This window comes from Achromobacter sp. SIMBA_011 (assembly GCF_046535435.1).
In the GTDB taxonomy this organism is placed as follows: Bacteria; Pseudomonadota; Gammaproteobacteria; order Burkholderiales; family Burkholderiaceae_B; genus Achromobacter; species Achromobacter dolens.
In genome coordinates, this window is sequence record NZ_JAWRWN010000008.1 from 121,208 (window position 1) to 136,842 (window position 15,635).

At 69.2% G+C, this 15,635-nt stretch carries 12 protein-coding genes; 4 read left to right on the forward strand and 8 right to left on the reverse strand.

From position 1 onward, the window contains the following. Nucleotides 1-88: 88 nt before the first annotated feature. The 3 genes from SB816_RS23575 to SB816_RS23585 are packed head-to-tail and all read right to left on the reverse strand — an operon-like array spanning nt 89 to nt 3,097. Complete coding sequence (locus tag SB816_RS23575; protein ID WP_410547614.1) at nt 89-1,318, reverse strand: CaiB/BaiF CoA transferase family protein; 1,230 nt, start codon at nt 1,316-1,318, stop codon at nt 89-91. Continuing rightward, nucleotides 1,315-2,175 (reverse strand): MaoC/PaaZ C-terminal domain-containing protein, encoded by an 861-nt coding sequence (locus SB816_RS23580; protein WP_064526458.1) that lies wholly within the window; start codon nt 2,173-2,175, stop codon nt 1,315-1,317. The genes SB816_RS23575 and SB816_RS23580 overlap by 4 nt, the downstream gene beginning before the upstream one ends. 7 nt (nt 2,176-2,182) lie before the next feature. Continuing rightward, nucleotides 2,183-3,097, reverse strand: coding sequence for an SDR family NAD(P)-dependent oxidoreductase (locus SB816_RS23585; RefSeq protein ID WP_144657167.1), 915 nt, complete (start codon nt 3,095-3,097; stop codon nt 2,183-2,185). Between the two features lie 148 nt (nt 3,098-3,245). Between SB816_RS23585 and SB816_RS23590 the strand changes: the two genes are divergently transcribed. From SB816_RS23590 to SB816_RS23600, 3 genes are all read left to right on the forward strand, one after another. Next, nucleotides 3,246-4,145, forward strand: a complete 900-nt coding sequence (locus tag SB816_RS23590) for a LysR family transcriptional regulator (protein WP_054501852.1) — start codon at nt 3,246-3,248, stop codon at nt 4,143-4,145. 321 nt (nt 4,146-4,466) lie between these two features. Beyond that, nucleotides 4,467-5,450 carry a Bug family tripartite tricarboxylate transporter substrate binding protein gene (locus tag SB816_RS23595; RefSeq protein WP_047992609.1) on the forward strand — a complete coding sequence of 328 codons (984 nt, stop codon included), beginning with the start codon at nt 4,467-4,469 and terminating at the stop codon, nt 5,448-5,450. A 273-nt stretch (nt 5,451-5,723) separates the two neighbouring features. Continuing rightward, entirely contained in the window at nt 5,724-9,095 is a 3,372-nt protein-coding gene (locus SB816_RS23600) for an autotransporter domain-containing protein (protein ID WP_410547615.1), read from the forward strand. A gap of 3 nt (nt 9,096-9,098) precedes the next feature. Here the strand turns inward: SB816_RS23600 and SB816_RS23605 are convergent, their stop codons facing one another. Genes SB816_RS23605 through SB816_RS23625 form a run of 5 tightly spaced genes read right to left on the reverse strand, consistent with a single transcriptional unit; the run spans nt 9,099 to nt 14,210 of the window. After that, a complete protein-coding gene (locus SB816_RS23605; RefSeq protein ID WP_410547616.1) occupies nt 9,099-10,052 on the reverse strand; it encodes an NAD(P)H-dependent flavin oxidoreductase in 954 nt (317 codons plus the stop codon). A 19-nt stretch (nt 10,053-10,071) separates the two neighbouring features. After that, nucleotides 10,072-11,049: a Bug family tripartite tricarboxylate transporter substrate binding protein gene (locus tag SB816_RS23610; RefSeq protein WP_410547617.1), complete on the reverse strand. Its 978-nt coding sequence runs from the start codon at nt 11,047-11,049 to the stop codon at nt 10,072-10,074. Between the two features lie 55 nt (nt 11,050-11,104). Next, on the reverse strand, nt 11,105-12,625 hold the full coding sequence (locus tag SB816_RS23615) for a class I adenylate-forming enzyme family protein (protein ID WP_063580145.1): 1,521 nt from the start codon (nt 12,623-12,625) through the stop codon (nt 11,105-11,107). 17 nt (nt 12,626-12,642) lie between these two features. Then, complete coding sequence (locus SB816_RS23620) at nt 12,643-13,815, reverse strand: thiolase (protein ID WP_410547618.1); 1,173 nt, start codon at nt 13,813-13,815, stop codon at nt 12,643-12,645. Further along, a complete protein-coding gene (locus SB816_RS23625) occupies nt 13,812-14,210 on the reverse strand; it encodes a Zn-ribbon domain-containing OB-fold protein (RefSeq protein ID WP_410547619.1) in 399 nt (132 codons plus the stop codon). The genes SB816_RS23620 and SB816_RS23625 overlap by 4 nt, the downstream gene beginning before the upstream one ends. A 203-nt stretch (nt 14,211-14,413) precedes the next feature. Between SB816_RS23625 and SB816_RS23630 the strand changes: the two genes are divergently transcribed. Continuing rightward, nucleotides 14,414-15,604, forward strand: coding sequence for an acyl-CoA dehydrogenase family protein (locus SB816_RS23630; protein WP_410547620.1), 1,191 nt, complete (start codon nt 14,414-14,416; stop codon nt 15,602-15,604). Nucleotides 15,605-15,635: the final 31 nt, after the last annotated feature.

Genomic DNA, 15,635 nt, shown 5'->3' on the forward strand with positions numbered 1-15,635 from the left:
ACGGTGGCCGAAATCATAAGGTCAAAACCCTGGCCGAATGTGAGCCTTCATTCGTTATATCGTCTGATAAGTGAGATCCTCAATCACGTTAGCGGATCCGCGTCGACACGAATTCCGCGATGGCCCGTGGCGATTTTCCCAGCACCTCGCGCAGCACCTCCTCGGTGTGCTGGCCCAGCAGCGGCGGCGCGCGTCGGTACACCACGGGGGAGTCCGAGAACCGCAGCGGGCTGGCCGTCACCGGCGCCGCGCCACCCCCCGGGTGCGGCAGGTCGCGGCGCAATTGCCGCGCCTGCGTCTGCGGGTGGGCGAAGGCCTGGGCGATATTGTTGATCGGGCCGCAGGGCACGCCCACGGCCTCCAGTTTGGCGATCCAGTCATCGCGCCGGCCCTGGCGCATGATGTCGGCCAGCAGCTCTACCAGCAGCTCGCGATTGGCCACGCGCAGCCGGTTGGTGGCAAAGCGCGGATCGTCCCCCAGCTCCGGCGCGCCGATGGCCTTGCAATAGGCGCGGTACTGCGATTCGTTGCCGGTGGCCACGATCAGATGGCCGTCGCTGGCGGCGAAGACCTGGTAGGGCACCACGTTCTGGTGCGCGTTGCCGGCGCGCGTCGGCGCCACGCCGGAATTGAAATAGTTGGAATTCTGGTTGGCCAGCAGCGCCACGTGGCTGTCGAGCAGCGCGATGTCCAGGTGCTGGCCGAGGCCGCTGCGGTGGCGTTCCTGCAGCGCCGCCAGGATCGCCACCGTCGCATACATGCCGGTGACGATATCGGTGACTGCCACGCCTGCCTTTTGCGGTCCGCCGCCGGGCAGGTCGTCGCGTTCGCCGGTGATGCTCATCAGCCCGCCCATGCCCTGGATCATGAAGTCATAGCCGGGACGTTGCGCGAACGGACCGTCCTGGCCGAAGCCGGTGATGGAGCAATAGATCAGGCGCGGATTGATGGCCTTCAGGCTGGCATAGTCCAGGCCGTACTTGGCCAGCCCGCCGACCTTGAAGTTCTCGACCAGGATATCGCTGACCGCCGCCAGTTCGCGGATCAGCGCCGCGCCTTGCGGCGTGGCCATGTCGGCCTCGACCGAGCGCTTGTTGCGGTTGGCGCTGAGGTAATAGGCGGATTCGTTGGTGTCGACGCCATTGCCGTCTTTCAGGAAGGGCGGGCCCCAGGCGCGGGTGTCGTCGCCGACGCCGGGGCGCTCGATCTTGATGACGTCGGCGCCCAGGTCGGCCAGGTTCTGCGTGCACCACGGGCCTGCCAGGATGCGCGACAGGTCCAGCACCCGGATGCCGTCCAATGCGGGCGGGCGCGTCATGATTGCACCTCGGCGGCGCCATGGCTCATGACGACGACGTCGCGTTCGACGGCGCGGGCGATGAAGCGGATCTGGCCGTCCGGCATGCGCCACATATCGCATTGCAAGGTCTCGCCCGGATAGACCGGCGCCGAGAAGCGCGCATCCAGCCGGGTCAGGCGGGAGGCATCGTAGTCGCACCAGGTCTTGACCAGCGCATGCGCGGCGATGCCGTAGGAGCACAGGCCATGCAGGATCGGCTTGGGATAACCCGCCTGATGCGCGACCTCGGGGTCGGCATGCAGCGGATTGCGATCGGCGTTCAGGCGGTACAGCAGCGCCGCCTGCGGCGGAATGCGCAGTTCGCAGCGGCGCTCCGGCTCGCCCTGCGGCGCGGCGGGCAGCGGCTCGGGGCTGGCGTCGCCCTGGCCGAAGCCGCCGTCGCCACGGCAGAAGGTGCTTTGCCGCAAGGTGGCCAGGTGCGTGCCGGCGCTGTCGTGCAGCGTGCGTTCGGTGACCACGATCGCACCCTTGTCCGCGCCCTTGTCGATCACGTGGGTGACGCGGCTCCTGCCGATCACGGTGCCGGACGTGGGCAGGGGCGCGTGCACCGCCAGGCGCTGCTCGCCATGCACCAGCCGGACCCAGTCGATGCCGGCGCGCGGGTCACTCATCCAGAAGCCCGGATAGCCCAGCACCACGCTCATGGTGGGAAAGGCGCGCAGGTCTTTCTCGTACACGTAGCGCAGTTGCCGGGCGTCCTCGGGATCCTGTCCCAGGCCGATGCCCAGGGCATACAGCATTGTGTCCTTGTCGTCGTAGTGCTGGCGCACGTCGTCGAAGCGCCAGTGCTTCACGGTTGCGTAATCGAGTGGCATGGCGGCCTCAGATGGGATCCCAGTCGATCACGTCGGGCGAGCGCTCCAACGCGTAGAAATGCTTGCGCATGGCGGGCACGGCGATCTCGCCGATCAGCTCGGGCGTCCAGCCTTCGCCGTGGTGCACGCTGCGCAGCGGCCGCGGCTGGCTCATCAGCATGATCTCGTTGGCGCGCACCGCGAACACCTGCGCGGTGATGGCGCTGGCCGCGTCGCTGGCCAGGTACACCGCCATGGGCGCGACCTTGTTGGCCTCCATCTTCTTCAGCTTTTCGACGCGCGCCTTCTCCTCGTCGGTCTCGGCGGGAATGGAGCTGGTCATGCGGCTCCAGGCGAACGGCGCGATGCAGTTCGAGCGCACGTTGTAGCGCGCCATGTCGAGCGCGATCGACTTGGACAGCGCGACGATGCCGAGCTTGGCGGCGGCATAGTTGGCCTGGCCGAAATTGCCGATCAGCCCGGACGTGGACGTCATGTGCACGAAGGCGCCGGATTCCTGCTCGCGGAAATAGGGCGCGGCGGCGCGGCTCATGAAGAACGAGCCGTTCAGGTGCACGTCGATGACCTGGCGCCACTCCTCCTCGCTCATCTTGTGGAATACGCGGTCGCGCAGGTTGCCGGCGTTGTTGACCACCGCATCGATGCGCCCGAAGGCGTCGATGGCGGTCTGGATGACGCGGCTGGCGCTGTCGTACGCGGCCACGCTGTCGGTGTTGGCGACGGCCTGTCCGCCCGCCGCGACGATCTCGCTTGCCACGGCCTGCGCGGGGCCTTCGCCGCCGCCCTCGCCGGTGAGCGAGACGCCGATGTCGTTGACCACGACCTTGGCGCCCGCCTGCGCCATGGCCAGCGCGATGCCGCGGCCGATGCCGCCGCCCGCGCCTGTAACGACCACTACCTTGCCGGAAACAATACCGCTCATTGGGGCTTACTCCAGATGCCGCGGCGCGCGCCGCGTGGGAAACAGTTCCGCGTCAAACCGTATGGTTTACGGGGTTGCCCCATGGTATGGTCGTCACGGCATTCGAAGAATTCAAAATTAGAAATGCCCCCCTTCTGTGTGGTGGAACATGAGACATGATCTGACTGACCTGCGGCTCTTCGTGAACGTGGGGGAAACGCTCAATCTGACCCGCGCGGCCGAACGCACCTTCCTGTCGCTGCCCGCCGCCAGCGCGCGCGTCAAGCACATGGAAGAGGCCTTCAAGGCGCGGCTGCTGGTGCGCATGGCGACGGGCGTGGCGCTGACGCCGGCTGGCGAGGTGCTGCTCAAGCACGCCAACGCGGTGTTTCGCCAGCTCGAATGCCTGAACGCCGACCTGCAGCCCTACGCCAGCGGCCTGAAAGGGCGGCTGCGGCTGCTGGCCAACACCACCGCCACCAATTCCTTCCTGGCGGATGCGCTGTCGACCTTCCTGGCCGAGAACCCCGACGTGGACGTCGAGCTGGAAGAGAAGATCTCCGGCGACATCGTCATCGCGATCCGCGCGGGCGCCGGCGACCTGGGGCTGGTGGCCGGCAACATCGACGTCGAGGGCCTGGATGTGACGCCGCTGTTCCGCGATGAGCTCACCGTGGTCACGGCGCTGAACCATCCGCTGGCGGCGTCGAAGTCCGCCCATTTTGCCGACCTGATCGATGCCTATCAGTTCGTCGGCATCCATCCCGACAGCGCCATCCAGACCTTCCTGGAGGACATCGCCAGCGGCCTGGGCAAGCGCATCTGCCAGCGTGTGCACGTGGGCAGTTTCGAGGCCGTGTGCCGCATGGTCGAGGCCGGCGCCGGCATCGCCGTGGTGCCGCGCGCCTGCGCGGCGCGCTACAGCCGGCCCGATGCCTTGCACGTGTTGAAACTGGAAGATCCCTGGGCCCTGCGCGACCGCCTGCTGTGCCGCCAGCGCGGCCGCGACCTGCCCAGCTTCGCCGAGTGCTTCATCGAACACGTGCAGCGCGCGGCGCGAGGACAGTAGCCGCGGCGGGGGCGGTGTCGTGCCGCGGCGAGCGTGGCGCTCCGCCCGGGTTGACGGCTTGACGGGCCGCATGGCCGTCGCCGTGGCGCGACATCGGATGCGCGATATTGTCCGTTCAGCGAACACGGCATCGCGGCGAAAGAGGGGCTTTTGAAAATGTGTAGCGGCAAAAGCGGCCGCGCGGCAAATAATAAAAAAAGCCCCGGCCGCGCCTGACGCGCAGGCAGTAGAAAAATGGGGCCGGCAGGCGGCAAGGCACCGCGTTGTTCCGGTGTGGTTTGCGGCCGCGCCACCGACAAGAACGAGACTCAGGAGACTGCCTTGCTAGATCCTCAACGCCGCCGCGTGATCGCGGGGCTGGGCGCTGCGTGCGCCACGACGTTGCTGCCCACCTTCGCCCGCGCCGCCGCCTGGCCCGGGCACGCCGTGACCTTCATCGTGCCGTTTCCGGCCGGCGGTCCGGTGGACACCACCGCGCGCTTCACGGCGCAGCCGCTGGGCCACCTGTGGTCGGTGCCGACGGTGGTGGACAACCGCTCGGGCGCCGGCGGCATCGTTGGCGCGCAGTTCGCCGCCAAGGCCGAGCCGGACGGCTACAACTTCTTTTTCGCTTCCATCCACCATGCGGTGCTGCCGAGCCTGCGCGGCGACCTGACCTACGACATCACGCGCGATTTCGTGCCGGTGGGCATGGCGGCGGTGTTCCCCATCGTGCTGGTGGTGAATCCGTCGCTGCCGGTGAATACGGTGAGCGAACTCATTGCCTATGCCAAGGCGAATCCGGGCAAGCTGTCGTTCAGCTCCTCCGGAACGGGCGGCGGCACGCATCTGGCGGGCGAGCTGTTCAATGCGATGGCGGGCGTGAAGATCCAGCACATTCCTTACCGGGGCAGCGCGCCGGCGATGCAGGATCTGCTGGGCGGCCAGGTGCAGGTGATGTTCGCGGACGGGCCGTCGGCGGTGCCGCATCTGAAGACGGGCAAGGTGCGCGCGTTGGGGGTGGGGAATCCGACGCGGTCGAGCATGCTGCCGGACGTGCCTACGATTGCCGAGTCCGGCGTGCCGGGGTACGAGGCGTATTCGTGGAGCGGGGTGCTGGCGCCGAAGGGGACGCCCGCCGACATAGTGGCGCGGGTCAATGCGGACATGGTGAAGGTGTTGTCGGATCCCGCGACGGCCAAGGCGATGGTGGCGGCGGGGGCGGAACCCAAGCCCGGCAGCCCGGAGGCGTTTGGCGCGTTCGTGCGCGGCGAAGTCCTGAAATGGCGGGAAGTGATCAACAAGGCGGGCATCAAGCTGGAATAGGCGCCGTAGCACGCTGCGCAGGGGTTCCCGTCCCCGCGCGGTCCGGTGGCGCGTCCCCCCGCCGGGAACGCCAGCATGGCGAACCACGAAACTTTGCATTACATTTGCTGCCGATGCGCGCTCAGACGGCGCAACGCTCCAGCGTTCGGCAGTTGAACACGCTTGGTCTTCCCCGGGCGCTGGCTTCCATATGATTGCCGTGCCGCGGGATTCTGGCGGTTGTCCCCTCCGGGTCATCCTGGTACTGGGCAGGGCGGAAGCAAGGGGAAATTCGTGCTCCAAGGCAAATCCGGGCTTGTGGCCCACTGTGACGCGCCGGCGTCTTCGACCGTTCCGACGTCAGACCGCTACGATTTCGCGCCTGCGGTGGCCAGCTTGCGGTCGGCCGCAAGCGTCATGCTCGCGGCCGGCAGCGCCGCCCTGGCGCTGGCCCTTTCGACCGCGGCGGCGCCCGCCTTGGCCGCCTGTTCCGCCAGCGACACGACGGGTTGCGGCGCGCCCGGCGGAGCGGGTTATCCCGGTCGCGGCGGCGCTGGCGGCAATGGCAATGGCCAGGGGGGCGGCGCCAGCGAGCTCGGCCCGGGCAACGTGACCGTGCAGGTGCCGGGAAGCTGGGGCGGCTCGGGAACGGGTGGCGCGGGGGCTGCCGGCGACGCAGGCAACGCGACCGCCAACGCACCGGCACAAATGTTCCCGGGGTCTGGATTGGCCATCAACGCGCCGATCGCGGGCGACGCCGGCAATGCCGGCCGCGACGGCACCAATTTCGGCGGCGGTGGCAATGGCGGCAATACCGCGCTTCAGTACCTGGGCAACGATATCACCATCAACAATTCGGCGGCGGCCGTGGGCGGCGCGGGCGGCAATGGCGGCAATGTCTTCAACACGGGCAGCGGCAACGGCGGCGGCGGCGGCGGGGGCGGCAGCGGCTTGACGTCGGCCGGGGTGGTGGCTTCGGTCAACAATAACGGAACGATCACCGGTGGCGCTGGCGGCAACGGCGGCAGCGGCGGCTTTGGCGGCGGGGGAGGCGCCGGCGGCGACGGCCTGCTCGCGGTTGGCGGCAACGCCACCATCACCAATACCGGCAGCATCACTGGAGGCGCGGGCGGCAGCGGGGGAGCGGGTAATTCCGGCGCGGGGGCGGACGGGGCAGGCGGGGCCGGCATCAATCTTGCCGGCTCGCGCAATGTGATCCTCAATGTCGGCACCATCGCCGGCGGCGCCGGCAATGGCGGCGGGGTCGGTATCGTGACGCGCGGCATGGACACGATCGTCAATGCGGGCACCATCACCGGCGCGCTCAATGGCCCCGCGGGCACCCGCGCGGCGGCCATCCAGTTCGGCGGCACGGGCAACACGTTGACGCTGCTGACGGGCTCCAACATCGTAGGCGGCCTGTTGTTCGATGCGGGGGCGACCGCCACCATTTCCGCGAGCCACGCCGGGCTGACGCTGGGCAACGACGTGATCCTGACCGATGCCGCGTCCGGCGTCGCGTTCTCTTCGGCCACAAGCGGCCTGACGTTTGCGGGCGTCATCTCCGGCGCGGGCTCGGTAAGCGTCCAGGGCAGCAGGGTCCTGACGATGACGGGCGTCAACACCTACACGGGAACCACCACCGTCGACAGCGGCGCGACGCTCGCGCTTACTGGCGGCGGCAGCGTGGCGGCATCCAGCGGGGTGACGAGCAACGGAACGCTGGACATTTCGGCGACGACGAGCGGCGCGTCCGTGGCCAGCCTTGCGGGCGGCGGGAGAGTCGCGCTCGGCGGCCGCACCCTGACCCTGACGAACGCGTCGGGCGTGTTTTCGGGCGTCATCGACGGCGCCGGCGGACTGGTGCTCAGCAGTGGCACGCAGACGCTTTCGGGGGTAAACACCTACACCGGCGCGACCACGATCAACGGCGGCACGCTGGTGCTCACCGGCGCGGGACGGCTGTCCGCGGCCTCGGCCGTCTCGCTCATGGGCAGCGGCGCGACGCTCGACCTGTCGGCGGCATCGGGCCAGACGCTGGCCGGCGTGTACGGGGTGGCCGGTTCGCGCCTGCTGGCCGGCGCCAGCACGCTGACGCTCGGCGCGGCCACCGACAGCGTCTATGAAGGCGAGCTCACGGGCAGCGGCGCGTTGGTCAAACAAGGGACCGGCATGCTCGTGCTCAATGGTTCGAATGCCGGATTCACGGGCGCGACGACTGTCGCTCAGGGCAGGCTCCAGGTGGGCGATGCCGGCCATGGCGGCGCGGTGCTGGGCGGCGACGTGGCGGTCGGGGCGCAAGGCACGCTCGGCGGGCACGGCACGATTCTCGGCGATGTGACGAACGGCGGCATGGTGTCGCCCGGTGGATCCATCGGCACGCTGAACGTGGGCGGCAATTACACCCAGGCGTCGAATGCGACCTTGGCCATCGAAGTCAGTCCGACCGAGGCATCGTTGCTGAAGGTCGGTGGCAGCGCCACATTGAACGGGACGCTGGCGATCACATACGCGCCGGGCACCTATTCGGCCACGCGCTACAACGTGGTGAGCGCGGCCAATGGCATCAGCGGGCGCTTCTCGTCGGTAACGGGTTCGCTGGCCTCCGGCGCGGACCTGAACGGCCTGCGCTCGTCGGTGGCCTATGGCGCCAACGAGGTCGCGTTGCTGCTGAGCAATCCGGCCGCGGGCATGCCGGGCGACACGCCGGTGATCATCGCGCCGACCCGCACCAGCATCTATACGGCGCTTGGCAGTGCCGCGTTGATGAGCGCGCAGTCGGCCACGGCGGCGGTGCTCGAACGCGCGACGCGGCGCGCCGTCGCGTCCGGGCCAGCCGACGCGACGGATACCGTTTCGGTCTGGGCGAACGCCACGGGACGGCATGGCCGGCTGTCCGGCTCGGGAGGGCTGCCGGGCTTCCAGGAAAACCAGTACGGCTTTCTCGCCGGCGCCGACAAGCGGGTGGATCGCAACACCTTCGGCCTGGCGATGGGCTATTCGCATGCCGAGCTGTCGGAAGAGAGCACGGAAAGCGCCGGCACGCGCGACACGGTGCGCCTGGCCACCTATGCCAGCCGCGACCTGGGGCCGGTCGATGTGACGGGCATGCTCGGCTACGGCCTGCATTTCCTGTCGCAGAAGCGGCCCTTCGAGAATGTCGGCACGGCCAAGGGCGATCATATCGGGCAGGAATTCACGGCGGCGGCGCAAGTCAGCAAGCCCCTGGCGCTTGGCGGACTGGTCATGACGCCCCGGCTGGGATTGCGTTATGCCTATTTCTACGCCAACAGCTTTGACGAAGGCGGCGCGAGGGGCCAGAACCTGCATGTCGGCTCGGACACCGCCCGCAGCCTGCAGCCCTACGTCGGCATGACCTTCGACACGGCGTTCGATAGCGCGCAGCGGCCGTTGAATCTCCAGTTCCGTGTGGCCTACGCCCACGAACTGCTTGATACCGGCCGCGCGATGACGGTCGTGTCGCAGGACGGCACGCGCTTCGCCGCGCCGGGCGCCGATCTGTCGCGCGGATTCCTGACGTTCGGCGCGAGCGTCGGCTTGCCGCTGACGCGGCAACTGGACGTGTCTCTTGCCTATGATGCGCTCGTGAACACGTCCCGCGCGTCGTCGCAGGCGGGCAGTGTCAGGATGAGCTATCGCTTCTGACTGTCAGCGCAGCAGCGCTTGCCTGGCTGCCTGGTATTCCGCTTCGAGCAGATTCACCAGCTCGTGTACCGCCAGCACTTCCTGCGCGGCGCCCACGCCCTGGCCGGCGCTCCAGACGTCTTTCCAGGCTTTGGGGCGAGTGTTCTTGTCCAGGTTCGGGGGCGGGGCGTCGTAGTCGGGAAGCCGGGCGGGGTCCAGTCCCACGGCGCGGATGCTCTCGCTCAGGTAGTTGGCGGGCACCCCCGAGAAGTACGGGGTGTAGGTGACGTCGGCGGCCTGGGCGCGCAGGATCATTTCGCGGTAGGCGTCGTTGGCCAGGGATTCGCGGGTGGCGATGAAGCGGGTGCCCATGTAGGCGAAGTCGCAGCCCAGGGCCTGGGCGGCGAGGATGTCCTTGCCGTGGCTGATGCAGCCGGACAGGGCCAGGGGACCAGCGTAAAAGGCACGGATTTCGTTGACGAGGGCGATCGGGTTGAGCCGGCCGGCATGGCCGCCGGCGCCGGCGGAGACCAGGATCAGGCCGTCGACGCCCGCCTCCAGGGCGCGGCGGGCGTGGCGCACCGTGGTGACGTCGTGGTAGACCTGGCCGCCGTAGGCGTGGACGGCGCGCACCACCGCTTCGGGTGGATGCAGCGAGGTGATGACGAGCGGCACGCGGCGCTCGGCGCAGATGGCCAGGTCGCCCTGCCAGCGGGCGTTGCTGGGATGGACGATGAGATTGACGCCATAGGGCGCGATCACAGCGTGCGGCGCCGCCCGGCGCGCGCGCGCCAGCCTGTCCTCGATGCGCGTGATCCACTCGTGAAGCTGTTCCTGCGGCCTGGCGTTGAGCGCAGGGAAGGTGCCGATGATGCCGGCGCCGCATTGCGCCGCCACCAGGTCCGGGCCGGAGACCAGGAACATGGGGGCGCCGATGATGGGCAATCGGGTCTGCGTGCGCAATGCGGTTGGCGTCATAGGCGGTGTTCCCTGAAAGTCAGTTGGCCTGAATGTTGGCGCTCTGGATCACATCGGCCCACAGCGCATATTCACGGTCGATGCGCTGTTGCAGCGCGGCGCCGTCGCCGGTGTTGATGGTGTAGCCGCCGTCGGTCATGGCGCGGCGGAAGGTGGGGTCCTTCGACACCTCGGACAGGGCGCGGGTCAGGCGCGCCTGCACCGCATCGGGCAGCTTGCGCGGGCCGACCAGCGCGTACCAGCCGACCACCTCGTAGTCCTTCATGCCGGCCTCGATCATGGTGGGCACGTCCGGCAGCTCGGGGTTGCGGGTGCGCGAGGTGACGGCCAGCGCGCGCGCCTTGCCGCTCTTGATGAACGGAATCGCGGTGCTGGTGATGTCGAACATGAAAGTGATCTTGCCGCTGACCACGTCCATCATCGCCGGCGAGTTGCCGCGATACGGCACGTGCAGCATCGGCACGCTGGCCTGCTTCTTCAGCAGTTCGGCCGACAGGTGGTTCGACGCCCCGATGCCGGCCGAGCCGAACGACACGGCATCGGGATGGGCGCGGGCGTAGTCGACCAGCTCGCCCACGCTCTTGGCCGGGGCCTGCGGGCCGATCAGCAGCACGTTGGCGTAGTCGACGACCAGGCCGATCAGCGAGAAGTCCTTGCGCGGATCGAACAGGGTGCTGCGCTGGACCAGCGGCGACATGGTCAGCGTGGGGCTGGCGGCAAAGCCCAGCAGGTAGCCGTCGGGCGGCGCCTTGGCGGTGGCGTCGGAGGCGATCATGCCGCTGGCGCCGGCGCGGTTCTCGACCACGACCGCCTGGCCCAGTTTGTCGCCCAGGTACTTGGCGAAGACGCGCGCGGTGGTGTCCACGGGGCCGCCGGGGGCGTAGCCCACCAGCAGGCGGATGGGGCGGTCGGGGTAGGCGCTGTCGGCGGCGGCGCTGGCGCCGGTCGCCATGGCCGCCACGGCGGCGGCCGCGGCGAGCAGGGTCTTGATGTTCACGCTCATGTCTCCTTGTGGAATGAGCCGGTCGCGGAGCGGAACAGCGGGGCCGCGCCTACGCCAGCCTTTCTTTCAGCGGCTGCTTGAGGATCTTGCCGCTGACGGTGGTGGGAATCGTGTCGATGCAGTGGATCCGCGCCGGCCGCTTGTACGGCGCCAGCTGGGCGCGCAGGTGCAGCATCAGCAGGTGGGTGTCCAGCCGCGCGCCGGGCAGCGGCTCGACGAAGGCGATGACTTCCTCGTTGTGGTCCTCCGTGGGGCGGCCCACCACCGCCGACAGGCGCACGCCGGGAAAGGCGTTGATGACCGCCTCCACCTCGATCGGGTAGACGTTGAAGCCGGACCGGATGATGAGGTCCTTGGAGCGGCCGGCGATGTACAGCGCGCCGCGGTCGTCCAGGTAGCCGATGTCGCCGGTGTTGAGCCAGCCGCCGGGCAGCAGGGCCTGCGCGGTCTGCGCCGGGTCGCGGTAGTAGCCCAGCATCACGCCGGGGCCGCGGATCAGGATGTCGCCGCGTTCGCCGGGGCGCGGCGCGTCGGCGTCGGGACGGCCGATGCGCAATTGCACGCCGTCCACCGCGTAGCCGGCGCTGCAATCGGTCGGCGGGGCGTCGATGTCGGTGATGAACATGGAGCCGGCGTATTCGGTGATGCCATAGCCGTGATGCATGGCGACGCCGAAGTAGCGTTCGGCGTCGCGCTTGAGCGTCGGGTCGAGCGCCGCGCCGCCGGTGTAGACGTAGCGCAGCGCCGGCGCGCGCAGTTCAGCGCGCGGCGGCGCGGCCGCCAGCATGCGGTTGAACATGGTCGGCACGCCCTGCAGGATGCTGATGCCGGGGTGGGCCAGCGCCTTGAAGGCGTCCTCGGGATCGAAGCGGCTGCGCAGCACCAGGCTGGCGCCGGCGTGCAGCGTCGCCATCAGCACGGTGGCGATGCCGAAGATGTGCGACAGCGGCAGGGCGGCGTAGCCGATGTCGCGCGGCGTCAGGCGGCGCGACGCGGCCGAGACGCCGGCGAAATGCAGCAGGCCGCGATGCGGCACCATGACGCCCTTGGGCGCGCCCGTGGTGCCGGACGTGTAGATCACGGTGGCGACCTCGGCGGCCTGGGCATCGGTTTCGGGTTGGGTCGGAGAATCCGCGCGCCGTGCCCGCACGCCTGGCCCCCAGGCGGCGGCATCGGCGGGTTGCGCGCCGGCCGCGTCGGCATGGGCGGCGGCGGCGCCGGAAACCCCGCTGGTGTAGAGCGTGATCTCGGGTTGGGCGTGGGCGCTGATGGCGGCGATTTCCCGCGCCGACAAGCGCGCGTTCACGCCAACCGGCCAGGCCCCGATGATGCCGCAGCCGAACAACGCGGCGATCATGGCGGCGCAGTTCTCGCCGACCATCAGCACCCGGTGGCCCGGCTTCACGCCCGCCGCCGTCAGCCAGCGCGCCGCGTCCTCGGCGCGTTGCCACAGTTGCGCGTAGGTCAGGATGCCGCCGCCTTCCTCGTACAGGCAGATGGCGTCGGGCTGGCTGCCGGCCTGGCGGGCCAGCAACTGGTGGATGCGGGTGAGCGGTTCAGCGTGCGACATGGTTGCTGCGATCGGGGTCAGAGGGTGGCGGCGGTGCCGAGGATGGCGGTGGCCTGGCTGGACAGCGTGCCGCCGTTGCCGTGCACCAGTGCCAGTTCGGCGCCGGTCACCTGGCGCGCGCCGGCCTCGCCGCGCAGTTGCCGCACGGCCTCGATCATGATGAAGACGCCGTACATGCCGGGATGCACGCAGCACAGGCCGCCGCCGTTGGTGTTGACGGGCAGCCGCCCGCCGGGCGCGATGGCGCCGTCGGCGATGAAGTCCTTGCTTTCGCCCTTGGCGCAGAAGCCAAGGTCTTCCAGGAACAGCAGGGTGTTGATGGTGAAGGCGTCGTACAGCTCGACCACGTCGATGTCGTGGGCCGAGACGCCCGCCATGGCATAGGCGCGGCGGCCCGATTCGCTGGCGGCGGTGACGGTCAGGTCCTCCATCGACGAGATCTGCCGGTTCCACACGGCGGTGGCGTTGCCCAGCACGTAGACCGGCGGGCGCGGCAGGTCGCGGGCGCGGTCGGCGCGCACCAGCACATAGGCGCCGGCGCCGTCGGTGACCAGGCAGCAATCGCGCACGCTCAACGGGTCGGACACCATGCGCGCGGCCAGGATCTGTTCCAGCGTGGCCGGCTCGCGCAACTGCGCCTCGGGATTGAGCTGGGCCCATTGATTGGCGGCCAGCGCGACCTGTGCCAGGTGTTCGCGGCGGGTGCCGTACTGGTGCATGTGGCGCGCCGCGGCCAGCGCATACGACGACAGCGGGCTCAACGGGTCGTACGGCGTCTCGTAGGGTTGCGGATCGAACTGCTTGCGCACGCGGCCGATCTCGGCGCGGCTCAGCGTCGAGGTGCGCTGCGTGCTGCCATAGCAGACCAGCACCGCGTTGCATTGGCCCGAGGCCAGCGCGTGCAGCGCCGGCAGCAGGTGCGCCACGAAGCTGGAACCGCCCAGCATGGTGCTGTCGATGAAGCTGGGGCGGATGCCCAGGTGCTCGATGACCGGCATCGCCCACATCGGCGCCGCCACGCTGGCGGTGCAGAGGCCGTCGATGTCGCGCATCGACAGGCCGGCGTCGGCCACCGCGCGCTGCGCCGCCTGCACCAGGATTTCCATTTCGGTGTAGCCGTGGGCCTGGCCCAGGCCGGCATGGCCGACCCCCGCCACCGCGACGGCGCCGCGCAGATCGTTCAGCGTCATTGCGCCTCCTTGTCGGGAACAAAGACCAGCAGGCCGCGGCCTTCCGTCACGGCCACCTGGGCTCGCACCGCCATGCCGATGCGCACGGCGTCGGGCGCCACGCCCTCGACCCGGCTCATCAGGCGCACGCCTTCGAGCAGGTCGACCAGCGCCACGTTGTAGTCGCCGCCCGCCTCGGGCTTGCGCCGCACGGTGGTGGTGGAATAGACCGTGCCGCGCCCGTCCGGCGTGCGCCAGGACAACTGCTGCGCGCCGCAATGCGGGCAGATCATGCGGGGATAGAACACGGCGCGGTCGCAGGCGTCGCAATGCTGGATCTGGAAGCGTCCCTGATCGAGCGCCTGGCGGTATTGCGCCTCGACGCCTTCGGTGGCGCGTGGGTCGGTTGCGGTCATGGCATACGGTTTCGGATGGATGAGCCGCCAGTGTCGGGGCTGGCGCCGGCAGGTGCCATTCTTCATTGCTGAAGCAGGCCTTTTGCCGGCCCGTAGTGCCCGTTCGCGATGGCCCTACACCGAGGCAAAAGCCCGCCTTCGGCAACCGCAGATTGTCCGGCGCCGGGTCGGCATGGCTAGATAGCCGCCAAAGGAGGTAGGCCATGAATCTGACCTGGACGCCGGAAGAGATCCGGTTCCGCGAAATGGTGCGCGCGTTCGCCGCCGACCGGCTGCCGCGGGACATCCGCGACAAGGTGCGCCGGCACCAGCGGCTGGAGCGCGACGACTACGTGCGCTGGCACAACATCCTGGCCGACCAGGGCTGGGGCGCGCCGAACTGGCCCGTCGAGCACGGCGGCACCGGCTGGAACGCGCTGGAACGGCTGATCTTCGAAGTGGAATGCTTCAAGGCCGGCGCGCCGCGCCTGTTGCCGTTCGGCCTGTCCATGATCGGCCCGGTGCTGATGAAGTACGCCAGCGTCGAGCAGCAGGCGCGCTTCCTGCCGCGTATTCCCCGGGTGCAGGACTGGTGGTGCCAGGGTTATTCCGAACCGGGTTCGGGGTCGGACCTGGCCTCGCTCAAGACCCGCGCGGTGCGCGATGGGAATGAATACGTGGTCAACGGCCAGAAGACCTGGACCACGCTGGCGCAGTACGCCGACTGGATGTTCTGCCTGGCGCGCACCGATCCCGACGCGCGCGCCCAGCGCGGCATCTCGATGCTGCTGCTGGACATGCGCGCGCCGGGCGTGACCGTGCGTCCGATCCGCACGCTCGACGGCGGCCATGATGTCAACGAAGTGTGGCTGGAGAACGTGCGGGTGCCGGTCGCCAACCTGGTGGGCGAGGAGAACCAGGGCTGGACGTACGCCAAGTACCTGCTGGGACACGAACGCACCGGCATCGCCGGCCTCGGCCATTGCCATCGCGAACTCGGCATCCTCAAGGACATGGTGGCCCGCGCCACCTCGCGCGGCCGGCCGCTGCTGGCCGACAGCCGCATGCGGGACCGCATCTCGCGCATCGAGGTCGACATCATGGCGCTGGAAATGCTGCTGCTGCGCGTGGCCGCCAGCAACGGCGGCACGCCCGGCCCGGAGGCTTCGGTGCTCAAGATCCGGGGTTCCGAGATCCAGCAGGACCTGGCCATGCTGCAGATGGAAATCGCCGGTCCCGACGCCTGGCCCTACGACCCCGAATGGATGCTGGCCGATGCCGCCTATCACGGCCCCGGCCCGGAGATGGCGGCGGCGTCGGGCGCGGGCTATGCCGACATGCGCAAGACCTCGATCTACGGCGGCACCACCGAAGTGCAGAAGGGCATCATCGCCCGCCTGGTGCTGGGCCTGTAATCCGCCAATCCGGACGCCCGCCTGGATTGCA

Coding starts and splice junctions, on each gene's coding strand:
- SB816_RS23590 (WP_054501852.1), top strand. CDS start 3,246: ATGAGACATGATCTGACTGACCTGCGGCTCTTCGTGAACGTGGGGGAA.
- SB816_RS23605 (WP_410547616.1), bottom strand. CDS start 10,052: ATGACGCCAACCGCATTGCGCACGCAGACCCGATTGCCCATCATCGGC.
- SB816_RS23585 (WP_144657167.1), bottom strand. CDS start 3,097: ATGAGCGGTATTGTTTCCGGCAAGGTAGTGGTCGTTACAGGCGCGGGC.
- SB816_RS23615 (WP_063580145.1), bottom strand. CDS start 12,625: ATGTCGCACGCTGAACCGCTCACCCGCATCCACCAGTTGCTGGCCCGC.
- SB816_RS23625 (WP_410547619.1), bottom strand. CDS start 14,210: ATGACCGCAACCGACCCACGCGCCACCGAAGGCGTCGAGGCGCAATAC.
- SB816_RS23630 (WP_410547620.1), top strand. CDS start 14,414: ATGAATCTGACCTGGACGCCGGAAGAGATCCGGTTCCGCGAAATGGTG.
- SB816_RS23575 (WP_410547614.1), bottom strand. CDS start 1,318: ATGACGCGCCCGCCCGCATTGGACGGCATCCGGGTGCTGGACCTGTCG.
- SB816_RS23580 (WP_064526458.1), bottom strand. CDS start 2,175: ATGCCACTCGATTACGCAACCGTGAAGCACTGGCGCTTCGACGACGTG.
- SB816_RS23620 (WP_410547618.1), bottom strand. CDS start 13,815: ATGACGCTGAACGATCTGCGCGGCGCCGTCGCGGTGGCGGGGGTCGGC.